Source organism: Sphingobium sp. C100 (assembly GCF_000508185.1).
Taxonomy (GTDB): Bacteria; Pseudomonadota; Alphaproteobacteria; order Sphingomonadales; family Sphingomonadaceae; genus Sphingobium.
The window spans coordinates 20,641-33,374 of record NZ_AYOY01000164.1 but is presented as its reverse complement, the minus strand read 5'-3'; the positions used below and the strand labels follow the sequence as shown (position 1 = coordinate 33,374).

Sequence of the window (12,734 nt, the reverse complement as noted above, 5' to 3'; positions counted from 1 at the left end):
GGAGGGGTCAGGGGAGGGCATGTCCGAGGAGCGACCTACCAGTCCCTCCCCCGGCCCCTCCCGCAAGCGGGAGGGGAATTCCCCATGCAAAAGGCAAAAGTCGGCGTCCTGATTTCCGGCCGCGGGTCGAACATGGCGGCGTTGCTCTATGCGGCCAAGGCCGAAAGCTGCCCCTATGAAATCATATTGGTCGCCGCCAATGATCCCGACGCCCCCGGCCTGACGCTCGCCGCCGCCGAAGGCATCGCGACCTTCGGCCAGAGCCACAAGGGGCTCAAGCGCGCCGAGTTTGACCGGATCATCGACGCCCGACTCCGCGCGGCGGGCGCTCAATATGTCGCGCTGGCGGGCTATATGCGCCTGCTCTCACCGGAATTCGTCGCGGGCTGGGAAAACCGGATGCTCAACATCCACCCCAGCCTGTTGCCCAAATATAAAGGGCTCGACACCCATCAGAAGGCGATCGACGCGGGCGATTCTCACGCGGGCTGTTCGGTCCATATCGTGACCGCCGAACTGGACGACGGGCCGGTGCTGGGCCAGACCCCGGTCGCGATCCTGCCGGGCGACACCGCCGACAGCCTCGCCGCGCGCATCCTGATCGCCGAGCATCAACTTTATTCCCGCACCCTGGCCGACTTCGTCACCCGCGAACGCCAGCCCGACTGGTTGCTTAACAAGGTGCGGGAAATCGCGCTCGCCCTGCCGCAGGCGGATGAGGTGGTCTCGCACGGGATGCCCTGCTTCGGCATCGTCAAGGGCAAGAAATTCGCCTGGTTCACGAAGGATCATCATGGCGACGGCATCATTGCGCTGCTGGTGAAGACGACCGCGCCGGAGGAACAGGGTGCCCTGATCGAAGCGGACCCCGACCGCTATTACCGCCCCGCCTATTTCGGTGACGGTTGGGTCGGCATCCGCCTGGACCTGGGCGACACCGACTGGGATCATATCGAACAGCGCCTGCGCGCCAGCTGGCGCGAAATCGCGCCCCGCAAGCTGCTGGGCCTGATGGACATTGCCGAGGAATTTTAGGGGGAGACCCTTCCCGTCACGCCAGCAACCCCGGATCGGTGCTGGAATGACGAAGACGGGTGGGAGGGGAATGGCGTCTCTGGGCGCGAACCCCTCAACCCCACCGTCATGCCGGCGAAGGCCGGCATCTCAGGCGAAGGCGCGCAACGACAGAGCATGGCCGGTGGTATGCACCTGCATCATGCTCGCGCCACCCTCCCCTAATGGACGAAGCGCGCCACCACGTCGCGATAGGATCGGCTGACCTTCACCTGCGCGCCGCTTTCCAGCACCAGGAAACATTCGCCGTTCGTATGCGGCTTGACCTGCCGCACCTGGCTCAGATTGACGATGGTCGAGCGATGGACGCGCTGGAAATTGCGCGGGTCCAGCCGCTTTTCCAGATCCTTCATCGTCTCGCGCAGGATCAGGCTGTTGTCGGCGGTGTAGATGCACATATAGTCGCCCGCCGCGTCGATCCGCTCGATCGAATCCACATCGACGCGGAAAATCTGGCCGCGATCCTTGATGTTGATGAGCTTTTCGAAGCGGTTGGACGCCGGCGCGCCTTCCTCCGTCACGAAATCGCTCATCGCCTGCGGCGCAACCTCGGCCAGCACCTCGCGCAGCTTCTCGGCCTCCTGCACCTGGCGTTTTTCGCCCAGTCGCTGGCGCACCCGGTCCAGCGCATCGGCCAGGCGGCCTTCCTCCACCGGCTTCATCAGATAATCGACCGCCTGCGCCTCGAACGCGCGGATCGCATGGTCGCTATAGGCGGTGACGAAGATGAAGAGCGGCGGCTCCACTTCCATCATGCCCTGCACGACGGAAAAGCCGTCAAAGCCGGGCATCTGAATGTCGAGGAACACAAGATCGGGTTTATGCGTCTTGATGGCACGGATGGCTTCGCGGCCGTTGGTACAGGTTTCGACGATTTCAACATCCTCATGCGCGTGCAGACGCAGCTGGAGGCCTTGAATAGCCAGGCTTTCGTCATCGACGAGGATTGTTCTGATGGTCATGCGGCCACTTTCGATGTTTCATCCATGTTAAGCGGAATTTCGATTATGACCGAAAATCCGCCGGGTGTGGAACGTGTTTCAAAGCTCTGTCGTTCCCCGAAGGCCTGAATTAACCGGTCCCGGATGTTCGGCAGGCCAACGCCCGTTCCCTCGCTGATGGGTATGTGCGGCTTGATCGCGCCGTCGTTCAATCCCGGCCCGGTATCCGATACGACGATCCGCACATTTTCACCGGCAGGCTGCGCCGTCACCGCGATCTCCGCCCCTTCTTCCCGCGGCGTGACGGCATATTTGATCGCATTTTCGACCAGGGGCTGGAGCAGCAGCGAGGGCAGCCGCGCATGGGACACGGTCGGATCGATGGTGAAGACCGGGCGCAGCCGATCCTCGAACCGCATCTTCTCGATCTCCAGATAGAGTTTCAGCGTCTCCACCTCCTGCTCGATCGTCACCTGCGCGGTCGGTTCGTTGATCAATGTATAACGCAGGAAAGAGGACAGGCGCGAGAGCATCGCATTGGCGCGATCGGTCTGCTTGAGCAGCACCAGGGTCGATATGCTGTTCAATGTATTGAACAGGAAATGAGGGTTGAGCTGATAGCGCAGCATCGCCAGTTGCGCGCTCGACGCCTGGGTTTCCAGCCGCAGCAGCTGGTCGGCCTGCTCCTCCACCGTCAGATAGAAGTTGATCGCGTAATAGAGCGCCGACCAGGCGCCGATCAGCGTCACCGAGAGATAGAAGGCGCCCAGGAATAATTGCAGCCCCGCCGTTTCCCCGCTGCGATTCTGGGTGGAAAAGACCCAGGCGTCGATGAAGGCGACCAGCCCCGCGGCCAGCACCACCGTCAGGATCGACAGGCCCCAGGTGATGATCGGCCGCTGTTTCAGCAGCAGGCGGAACACCACCGCGATCAGCAGCGTCACCGAATAGCCGGTGACGGTGGAGATCATCACCGGCACCAGGCTGGACAAAGGCTGGCCGTTGGCGATGGTCGATGATCCGCGCAGCAGGAACGCGCCCGCCCATCCCAGCGATTGCAGGTTCCAGAAAGCGCGGTTCTTGTCAGCGAAAAAGGGCTGAGGCTGGATACGGGGTGCAGACATTGCCGTCGAACCTAGGCGATTTCGACGCAGGCGGGAAGCCGGCTCACGCAGCGGCGGCCGGTTCCTCCGCCATCGGCGTCACCTCGTCCGTGCACAGCCACACCAGGTCGGACAGGTCCAGCGTGCGCCCGTCATGCGCCTGGATGGCGATCAGCCGGATCGGCTGGCTGTCCCGCTTGTCCGCCAGCACCTGGCAGGCAGGCCCGCCACAGCCCCAGCGTTCGCCCCATTGGCGCAGCGCGATCATCGCGGGGGCCAGGTCCTGGCCCTTTTGGGTCAGCCGATATTCGACCTTGCGCCGGTCGCACTGCATGGGCTGGCGCACCAATATGCCGTTTTCGACCAGCCGCGCGAGGCGGTTGGCCAGGATGTTGCGGGCGATGCCCAGCGTCGACTGAAATTCCTCGAAATGCCGGATGCCCGACAGCGCGCCGCGCAGGATGAGGAAGGACCATCGTTCGCCCATCATTTCCAGCGCGCTGGGCAACGCGCATTGTTGCAGGTCCTGAGCCAGATTATGTTTCATGGGTCTCACGCATAGCGCAAAGCAACACCAGTTGCAAAATCGCCACCTTATTATCGTGAGATGGGATTTTTTTGTTGCACGACAAGGGGGTTCCAACACAATCGGGCAGCGATGCTACGTCAATATGAACTTGTCGAACGTGTAAAGCGCTATGATCCGGATGCGGATGAGGCGATGATCAACCGCGCCTATGTCTTCTCGGTCCAGAAGCACGGCTCCCAAAAACGCGCCAGCGGCGATCCCTATTTCAGCCACCCCATTGAAGTCGCTGGCATATTGACCGATTTCAACCTGGACGACCAGACCATCGTGACCGCCCTCCTCCACGACACGATCGAGGATACGCTGGTCACCTATGACGAGATTGAGAGCGCCTTTGGCCCCGACGTCGCCCGCATGGTCGACGGCGTGACCAAGCTCAGCAAGATCGAGGCCATGTCCGAAAATGAGCGGGCGGCCGAAAATCTGCGCAAATTCCTGCTCGCCATGTCGGACGACATCCGCGTGCTGCTGGTCAAGCTTGCCGACCGGCTGCACAATATGCGCACGCTCCATTTCATCAAGAACGAGATGAAGCGCCGCCGCATCGCGCGGGAGACGATGGACATCTACGCCCCGCTGGCCGAGCGGATCGGCATGTATGACTTCATGCGCGAAATGCAGCTCCTCGCCTTCCGCGAGCTGGAGCCGGAAGCCTATGACAGCATCACCAAGCGGCTGGAGCAGCTCAAGGAAGGCGGCCATGACAAGGTCGACCGCATCGGCGCGGAACTGCAATTGCTGCTGGGCGGCAACGACCTGTCCGTCACCGTGTCTGGGCGGGAGAAACATCCCTATTCCATCTGGAAGAAGATGCAGGAACGCCATATCAGCTTTGAACAGCTGACCGACGTCATGGCCTTCCGCGTCATCACCGAAACGACGGAGGATTGCTACCGCGCGCTCGGCATCATCCACCGGACGTTCAAGATGGTGCCGGGCCGGTTCAAGGATTATATCTCCACGCCCAAGCGCAACGGCTATCGTTCGCTCCACACCACGGTCATCCATCAGGACAATGCCCGGATCGAGGTGCAGATTCGCAGCCGTGACATGCACAGTGACGCCGAACTCGGCCTCGCCGCCCATTGGGCCTATAAGCAAAAGGGCGATGCGACCGATCATCACGCCGCCTGGCTGCGCGACCTGGTCGAAATCCTGGAGCAGAGCCAGGACGCCGACGAGCTGCTCGAACATACCCGCATGGCGATGTATCAGGACCGGATCTTCGCCTTCACCCCCAAGGGCGAGCTGCATCAGCTGCCCAAGGGATCGACCCCGGTCGATTTCGCCTATGCCGTCCACACCAGCCTCGGCAACCAGACCGTGGGGGCCAAGGTCAATGGCCGCGTCGTGCCGCTGCGCACCAACCTTGAAAATGGCGACCAGGTCGAGATTTTGAAGTCGGAGGGGCAGGAGCCGCAACCCGGCTGGCTGACCTTCGCCATCACGGGCAAGGCGCGCGCCGCGATCCGCCGCTTCATCCGCCAGAAACAGCGGGGCGAGGAAATCAAGCTGGGCGAGAAACTCTATGAGGAAATCATCAGCCGCTTCTCCCCCGACCTCGCCAGGGAATTGGGCGACAAGGCGCTGACCGCGGCCTTGAAGCGCCTCAAGCTCGACGATCGCGCCGCGCTCATGGTGGCGATCGCCACCCATCAGGTGCTCGATTCCGAAGTGATGGAAGCGCTCATGCCCGGATCGACCACGGCGGAGGGCATGGAGGACGCGCATCCGCGCCAGCATGAACCCGTCTCGATCCGCGGCCTGACGCCGGGCATCGCCTATAATCTCTCCGACTGCTGCCATCCGGTGCCGGGCGACCGCATCGTGGGCGTGCGCCGCACCGGCGAGCCGATCGAGGTCCACACCATCGACTGCCGGTCGCTGGAGGTGGAGCAGGATGACGACTGGGTGGATCTGAGCTGGGACAGCAAGTCCAAGGGCGGCACCGCCCGCCTGTCCGTCATCGTCAAGAACCAGCCCGGCGCGCTGGCCGCCGTCGCCAACGTCTTCGGCGCGACCAAGGCGAACATCCTCAACCTGCAACTGGTCAACCGCGAAGGCCCCTTCCACACCGACGTCATCGACCTGGAAGTGGCCGACGCCCAGCATCTGATGCGGATATTGTCGGCACTCCGCGCGATTGATGTCGTTGTGCAGGCGGATCGGGTTTGAAGGGGGATAAGGCTGGGTTGCGCCAATTATCGCCGTTCGAGTAAATTTTGCACGCGCTTGGAAGTTGACGTTCGCGGACAGCCCCTCAATCTACTTTTTTGACCGTAATAAGACAGTCTCGCCGTCTCCTGGTTCTCTCCCAAACGACTGCCGTCGTCCGAAGCTACCACTCAAATAGACTTATGATTTTGGGGTGGTTCGATGATGCCGAGGGCCCTCAAAGTAACTCCCAATGAACTGTTCGGCGAAAGATTCAGTGCGGATATAGTCTCGAATTTGCTCTCTAGTTTTTGCTGAAGACTGAGAGACCAAAATATCCAAATATTCACCAACCTTATTAATATGCAGAGAAAATTTGTCACTATTTTGTATGATATCCATCACGTATTTTATCACAGCCAGTTGCGACTTTGGTGACGCGTCTAATATATCAGGAGATGTCCATTTTTCTCTCACGAGAGAAAACAATATATAAAACTTATATATCACACGAGCGCGATCTGTTTTTCCTGTACGCACCATGTAATCAAACTTGTATAGAGCCAGCGCTATCATATGGTATAGCTCAACGCTGTGCTTTTCCTGAAATATACGCTGCGAAAACTCTTTTCGTATGCCGCGATGATCGCGAGCGGCTCGCTGCGGTTGGAAGAATAGCATGGCTGCGGCAATTTTCATCAAATCTGATGGCTTCATAATACGTGTTCGCTCGACCGAGACGTCGCGATACTGATTGTCTCGTCGTTCAATAAATATTCGTGCATCAGTCTCCTGGGCGCGGCAATACACCTCCAGGTCCTTCATGAATGGCAGCAGCGCCCAGAACTGATCTTCTCGGACCTCATTCTGCTTGTTAGTGCCAATGATGATACTTGAGACAAAATCGCTGTCTGAACTACCGATTAGTCTGAATGGCACAGAAATATGAACGGCGTGGTCTTTTACATGTGACAGAATGTTTGTCGTCTGGCATCCGTTAACGATCTGAAAGTCGTCAATATTAAATTGATCTCCCTTTCGGGTAATGGATCGCGCTACAACGGTAATTCCATTATTTTTGAAAACAAATGAAGAATAGTCTCCCGCTTCTAATTCGGCAATTATGGACTTATTGATTTCAGAATCAGGGTTGAAATCTCTAACGTTGTCATAAAACACGTTTCTCCGGATATGCTGAATACCATCCCCGTCAACGTCTTCTAATGACATTGCTAAAACTTGATCTGCTGAAACATATCCAATGTATGCCTGATCAACTTTTTCGTGGTCAGGCAGCGTAATTGCTTTCGGGAAGTTGACCGTAGCAGATGTTGAGTTTGTCGCCGCGCGGAAACCTTCTTGAATTTCTTTCGCACCAACTGTTTGAATACTAACGCTTTCGAATACACTGAGCGCTTCAAGACGATCTTTGTTAGCATCGATGAGCTTTTTTATAGGCTCCGAAATTTGGTTCGTACCGGTTGTGCAGTAGTAGCACTTTAACGAAGGATTAGATTTCGTGGCCGATGTGAATACGGCATCGCGCACTTCGGACAAATCTTCGATTTGCTGGCCTGAAAGAAGAGATAGGTCGGTAAAAAAGTCAAAGACTGCATCGAGAAATTTAGAAACCTCACCATAGTCCATTTTGTCGGATGTTTTCGACTGAAAAAAATGAAACTCGCTAGTGTGATTCCGGCCAGTGGCTAAAACTGCTGAAGCCTCATCTGAATCTGTGCAGAGCTCACCTTGGATTAGAATCGCAATGCCATCGAGGCCAAATTCATGACCTTTTAGGTGAGCTTTGAACGGATCGATATTTTCCCCGAGGATACCATTTTCCACAGCAAATAGAGACATGACTTCAAAATTATCGGCCTCATCCCCTGCATGGTCAGGATTAGATTTCTTGAACTCATTTAGCTGTGCTTTGATAATCGGATTCATCGTCAAAATCGCATTCCCTTTGGCAGACATCATCCTGGGCGCAGCAGCCACTGATTGTGCGCGATTACTAACCATACACGGGATTGGCACGGCGACAATCATGCCCGCGCGCCCATTTGGTAAGATCGACGAATACCATTGATATCGCCCTTGATTCAGGGGGGTGGCGCGGCGCGAACGGCGGCTTTACCTGCGTCCCAACTCTGAAGCGGACATTCGCCTATCTGCCCATCGTACCCCCTTCCAAAATAGGATTTCCTCTGGTCTATCCTTTGCGATGGATCATCCCGCCCCCTCGCCGCGCCGGTGCGCCGCCCGCCTCCGCGCCCGCCCGCACCCCGGCGCGTCACTGGCGCGGCACTGTGACCCTGGTGGCGCGTCACTGGCGCGTCGCAGGGGCTTTGGCGTGGCTTCGCAGGGGCGTCGGCGGCGCGTCGGCGCGGATTTTTCCACATTTTGCGTGGCGACCATGCGACAACGGTGTGAACTTTGCCGGCGGCGCGTCGGCATGACCCTGGCCGGCCGCCCGCGCGCCAGATTATGCGTGACATCGCCGCCCGCTTTCTGTAAAGGCGCAGCCGCAGGCCGTGGCAGCGATGCCGTCGGTCTTCCGTCCGAGACAGTTGGTGAAGGGAATATGCCCTTCTTAATCTCCAGCCTAGACGGGGAAAAGTTCTTTACCGAACACGGGCCGCGCGCCCGGTCCGGGTCTGCCTGTTTCCTTCATGGGGCACGGGCCAGTCGATCTCTCCCCTTCGGACTATAGTGCCCCGTGCGTGCAAGCGTGCGGGTATTTAGCCGTCCGTGGGTCCGCCCGCGGACATGAAGTGGAGTAATGGCATGGATCGTAATCAGAAATCTGAGGTCGTTACCGCGCTGAACGCTGAACTGGCAGAAGTTGGCGTGGTCGTCGTGACCCGCAACCTCGGCATGACCGTCGCCCAGTCGACCGTCCTGCGCCAGAAGATGCGCGAAGCCGGCGCGACCTACAAGGTTACGAAGAACCGCCTCGCCCGCATCGCCCTTGATGGCACCGCCTATACCGGCCTCAGCGACCTGCTGAGCGGTCCGGTTGGCCTTGCCACCTCGGCCGATCCGGTCGCCGCCGCCAAGGTTGCGATCGAATTCGCGAAGACCAACGACAAGCTTGAGATTGTTGGCGGCGCGATGGGCGAAGTTGTGCTCGATGCGGAGGGCGTCAAGGCCCTGGCGTCGATGCCGTCGCTGGATGAACTGCGCGCCAAGCTGGTCGGCCTTCTGGTCGCCCCGGCTACCAAGCTCGCAACCGTCACCCAGGCGCCGGCAGCGCAGCTTGCGCGTGTCTTCAACGCCTATGCGGAGAAGGAAGCGGCCTGAGCCGTTCCCGAATCCGAATTTTTTGACCCTCATCTGACGGGGCGCAACGCCCCAAACAAGGAAACAAGACAAATGGCAGACATCAACGCTCTGGTCGATCAGCTTTCGGCCCTCACCGTCCTCGAAGCCGCCGAGCTGTCGAAGGCTCTGGAAGAAAAGTGGGGCGTTTCGGCCGCCGCTGCCGTCGCCGTTGCCGGCCCGGCCGCTGCCGCCGCCGCTCCGGCTGCTGAAGAGCAGACCGAATTCGACGTCATCCTGACCGGCGACGGTGGCAAGAAGATCAACGTCATCAAGGAAGTCCGCGCCATCACCGGCCTGGGTCTGACCGAAGCCAAGTCGCTGGTCGAAAGCGCGCCCAAGGCCGTCAAGGAAGGCGTGAACAAGGACGAGGCCGAGAAGGTCAAGAAGCAGCTGGAAGAAGCCGGCGCGACCGTCGAGCTGAAGTAATCGGACCTGCCCCGCGGCCATGTGCTGCGGGGCGACCGATCCGGTTCCGGCCGGACAGAATAGGGGCGGCGCCTTCACTGGAGGGCGCTGCCCTTTTTCGCCTGTGGCAAAGGGCGGGACGCGCGGAAAATCTCCGCTCCCCTTCCCGCCCGTCCTGTCCTAATCTGACGCCATGTCCACCGCCCTCATCGAACGCTGGCGCGCCCATCTCGCCCATGACCGGCGGCGGTCCGTGCACACGGTGCGGGCCTATATGGCCACCGCCGAACGGCTGCTCGCCTTTCTGGAGCAGCATCGCGGCGAACAGGTGGACGCAGCGACGCTCGGCAGGCTCGAACAGGCGGACCTGCGCGCCTTTCTCACCAGCCGGCGCATGGACGGCATCGGCAATCTGACCGCGGCCCGCGAATTGTCGGCGGTGCGCGGCTTCCTGAAATTCGCCGGCGGGCAAGACGCCCGCGTACCGCAACTCAAGGGACCACGGGTCAAACGCGGCCTGCCCCGTCCCATCTCCCCCGACGAAGCCATGGCGCTCGCCGGGGACATCGCCGAAACCGCCCGCGAAGGCTGGATCGGCGCCCGCGACTGGGCCGTGCTGCTGCTGCTCTACGGCGCGGGCCTGCGCATCGGCGAAGCGGTGGGCCTGACGGGCGACGTCCTGCCCCTGGCCGACACGCTGCGCGTCACCGGCAAGCGCAACAAGACCCGCATCGTGCCCCTCCTGCCCCAAGTGCGCGCAGCGATCGAAACCTATCTCGCCGCCTGTCCCTATCCGCCGGAGCGTGACGCGCCCCTGTTCCGCGGCGCCCGCGGCGGCCCGCTTTCCCCCGCCCTCATCCGCCGCGCGGTGCAGGGCGCGCGCGGGCGGCTCGGCCTGTCCGACCGCACCACTCCCCACGCGCTGCGCCACAGTTTCGCGACCCACCTGCTAGGCCGCGGCGCCGACCTGCGCAGCCTGCAGGAATTGCTGGGCCACGCCAGCCTGTCATCGACCCAGATTTACACGCAGGTCGATGCCGCCCATCTGCTGGACATCTACCGCAGCGCGCACCCCCGCGCCTGAAATCGCCATCATTCGGCCATAGTGCACGGCCAGCCTGCGCAGGAGCCAAGCGACCGGAGATTGTCCGAACATGCTGCGCCTGATCCTCGCCCTGCAATCCGGCGGCGCGATTCCGCCCGACTTCGATCTTGCGACAGTGAAGCCCGCCGCGCCCGACACCATCGTCGTCACCGCGCGGCGGCAGAGCCAGCGGATCGAACGCGAACCTGTCAGCAACGCCCCGCCGCTCGGCCGAGCGGAGATCGGCCTGTTCGGCAATGCCAAGGCCGATCTTCATGTCGATAGCCAGAGTTTCGGCAACGGCACCACGTCGAAACGGGTGATGGTCGGCGTCAAGATCCCGTTCTGACGGATCAGCCGCGCGGCCGCCAGGTCGCCAGCCGCCAGAGATAGAGAATGATCGCGCCGATCACGAAGACCGTGGTGGCCGGGCCGAGATAGCGGTCGATATTCTGGAAATTCCGCCCCAGCACATAACCCGCATAGGCAAGGATGACGTTCCAGATCAGCGCCCCGCCCGCCGTCCATAGCAGAAAGCGGATATGGCCCATGCGGAACAGGCCTGCTGGCAGCGATATCATGGTGCGGAAAGCCGGCAGGAAGCGGAAGACGAAGACGACGACCTGCCCATATTTGCCGAACAGATGATCAAGCGCCTCGACGTCGCGCCACTCGAGCGTCGCCCAGCGGCCGTAACGGTCGACCAGCGGCTTCAACCGTCGAAAACCCAGGACATGGCCGACGAGATACCAGAAATAATTGCCGATGGTGGTGCCGATGGTGCCGGCCAGCAACAGCCATTCCATCTCCATCCGCCCCTGTCCGACGCGGATGCCGCCAATGCCCATGATGAGTTCGGACGGAATCGGCGGAAAGACATTTTCCAGCACCATCAGCAGGCCGATGCCCCAATAGCCGCCCGCGTCGATCAGGCTCACGACCCAGTCGGTCATGGGGTCGCCCCTGTCGCTTTGTCATCCGAACGCACGGAAGGACAGCGCCGTTCACCGCTGGCATGACGCAAATTCGGCACGGGGTTCAATCCGCCGCCCGAGCCGCCAGCCGCGCGTCGATCGCATCCCAGATCATGCCGCCGGTGTCGGCGCCGTCAAAGGCGTCGATCGACACGATGCCGGTGGGCGACGTCACGTTGATTTCGGTCAGCCACTCCCCGCCGATCACGTCAATGCCCACGAAAAGCAGGCCCCGCGCCTTGAGTTCGGGGCCGAGCGCGTCGCAGATCTCACGCTCCTTCGCCGTCAGTTCGGTCTTGGCCGCCGACCCGCCAACGGCCAGGTTGGAGCGAATTTCGCCCTTGCCTGGGATGCGGTTGACCGCGCCCGCGACCTGCCCATCGACCAGCACGATGCGCTTGTCCCCTTCCGCGACGCCGGGAATGAAGGCCTGGACCATGAAAGGTTCGACCCAGGAGGCGTTGAACAGTTCCACCAGCGCGGACAGGTTCGCGCCGGACTGCCCGACATGAAAGACGGCGTTGCCGGCATTGCCGTAGAGCGGCTTCACCACGATCTCGCCATGTTCGGCAAGGAAACTGCGCACCTGCGCCAGATCGCGCGTAATCATGGTCGGCGGCATGAAGCGCGCATAATCGAGCACGAATATCTTTTCGGGCGCATTGCGGACCGACGCCGGGTCGTTCACCACCAGCGTTTCGTCCTGCACGCGTTCCAGCAAATGGGTCGCGGTGATGTAGCTCAGATCAAAGGGCGGATCCTGCCGCATCAGCACGACATCGACGTCGCGGCCCAGGTCCAGCATCTCTTCCGGGCCAAAGGCGAAATGATCGCCCTTCTGCTTCTGCACCTTCACCGGGCGCGCCTTCGCCAGCACGCGGCCGTCGCGAAAACTGAGGTCCGGGGCCAGATAATGATAGAGGCGATGCCCCCGCGCCTGCCCCGCCAGCATGATGTGGAAAGTCGAATCACCCGCGATGTTGATCCCCTCCATCGGGTCCATCTGGACGGCGACGGTCAGAGGGTTGAATATGGTCATCCAGAAAACCTTCCACTAACAACAGCCGCTCGTTTGACGCGAACGGA

The 12,734-nt window shown here is 60.7% G+C and carries 12 protein-coding genes; 6 read left to right on the top strand and 6 right to left on the bottom strand.

What is annotated here, in order from left to right; all coding sequences use genetic code 11:
- The first annotated feature begins 84 nt into the window (after nucleotides 1–84).
- Nucleotides 85–1,035: a phosphoribosylglycinamide formyltransferase gene (purN, locus tag C100_RS40205; RefSeq protein WP_024020792.1), complete on the top strand. Its 951-nt coding sequence runs from the start codon at nucleotides 85–87 to the stop codon at nucleotides 1,033–1,035.
- A 200-nt stretch (nucleotides 1,036–1,235) separates the two neighbouring features.
- Here purN and C100_RS40200 read toward each other — a convergent pair whose 3' ends face one another.
- Genes C100_RS40200 through C100_RS40190 form a run of 3 tightly spaced genes read right to left on the bottom strand, consistent with a single transcriptional unit; the run spans nucleotide 1,236 to nucleotide 3,665 of the window.
- Nucleotides 1,236–2,036 carry a LytR/AlgR family response regulator transcription factor gene (locus tag C100_RS40200; protein WP_024020791.1) on the bottom strand — a complete coding sequence of 267 codons (801 nt, stop codon included), beginning with the start codon at nucleotides 2,034–2,036 and terminating at the stop codon, nucleotides 1,236–1,238.
- A complete protein-coding gene (locus tag C100_RS40195; protein WP_024020790.1) occupies nucleotides 2,033–3,139 on the bottom strand; it encodes a sensor histidine kinase in 1,107 nt (368 codons plus the stop codon). Before C100_RS40195 ends, C100_RS40200 begins: the two co-directional genes overlap by 4 nt.
- 43 nt (nucleotides 3,140–3,182) lie before the next feature.
- Nucleotides 3,183–3,665, bottom strand: a complete 483-nt coding sequence (locus C100_RS40190) for a winged helix-turn-helix transcriptional regulator (RefSeq protein ID WP_024020789.1) — start codon at nucleotides 3,663–3,665, stop codon at nucleotides 3,183–3,185.
- Between the two features lie 111 nt (nucleotides 3,666–3,776).
- Here C100_RS40190 and C100_RS40185 point away from each other — a divergent pair, with 111 nt between their 5' ends.
- On the top strand, nucleotides 3,777–5,882 hold the full coding sequence (locus C100_RS40185; protein ID WP_024020788.1) for a RelA/SpoT family protein: 2,106 nt from the start codon (nucleotides 3,777–3,779) through the stop codon (nucleotides 5,880–5,882).
- A 180-nt stretch (nucleotides 5,883–6,062) separates the two neighbouring features.
- Here the strand turns inward: C100_RS40185 and C100_RS40180 are convergent, their stop codons facing one another.
- On the bottom strand, nucleotides 6,063–7,910 hold the full coding sequence (locus C100_RS40180; RefSeq protein WP_052028334.1) for an AIPR family protein: 1,848 nt from the start codon (nucleotides 7,908–7,910) through the stop codon (nucleotides 6,063–6,065).
- Between the two features lie 738 nt (nucleotides 7,911–8,648).
- Between C100_RS40180 and rplJ the strand changes: the two genes are divergently transcribed.
- The 4 genes from rplJ to C100_RS40160 all read left to right on the top strand — a co-directional run bounded on the left by rplJ (nucleotide 8,649) and on the right by C100_RS40160 (nucleotide 11,023).
- Nucleotides 8,649–9,164 (top strand): 50S ribosomal protein L10, encoded by a 516-nt coding sequence (gene rplJ, locus C100_RS40175; protein WP_031309883.1) that lies wholly within the window; start codon nucleotides 8,649–8,651, stop codon nucleotides 9,162–9,164.
- Nucleotides 9,165–9,236: 72 nt separating this feature from the next.
- Entirely contained in the window at nucleotides 9,237–9,611 is a 375-nt protein-coding gene (gene rplL, locus C100_RS40170; RefSeq protein ID WP_024020785.1) for a 50S ribosomal protein L7/L12, read from the top strand.
- Nucleotides 9,612–9,783: 172 nt separating this feature from the next.
- Nucleotides 9,784–10,674, top strand: coding sequence for a tyrosine recombinase XerC (locus tag C100_RS40165; protein WP_024020784.1), 891 nt, complete (start codon nucleotides 9,784–9,786; stop codon nucleotides 10,672–10,674).
- A 70-nt stretch (nucleotides 10,675–10,744) separates the two neighbouring features.
- Nucleotides 10,745–11,023, top strand: a complete 279-nt coding sequence (locus C100_RS40160; RefSeq protein WP_024020783.1) for a hypothetical protein — start codon at nucleotides 10,745–10,747, stop codon at nucleotides 11,021–11,023.
- Nucleotides 11,024–11,027: 4 nt separating this feature from the next.
- On the opposite strand, the gene C100_RS40155 is transcribed toward C100_RS40160, so the two are convergent.
- Nucleotides 11,028–11,627, bottom strand: a complete 600-nt coding sequence (locus C100_RS40155) for a DedA family protein (RefSeq protein WP_024020782.1) — start codon at nucleotides 11,625–11,627, stop codon at nucleotides 11,028–11,030.
- Nucleotides 11,628–11,712: 85 nt separating this feature from the next.
- Nucleotides 11,713–12,687 carry a glutathione synthase gene (gene gshB, locus C100_RS40150; protein WP_024020781.1) on the bottom strand — a complete coding sequence of 325 codons (975 nt, stop codon included), beginning with the start codon at nucleotides 12,685–12,687 and terminating at the stop codon, nucleotides 11,713–11,715.
- Nucleotides 12,688–12,734: the final 47 nt, after the last annotated feature.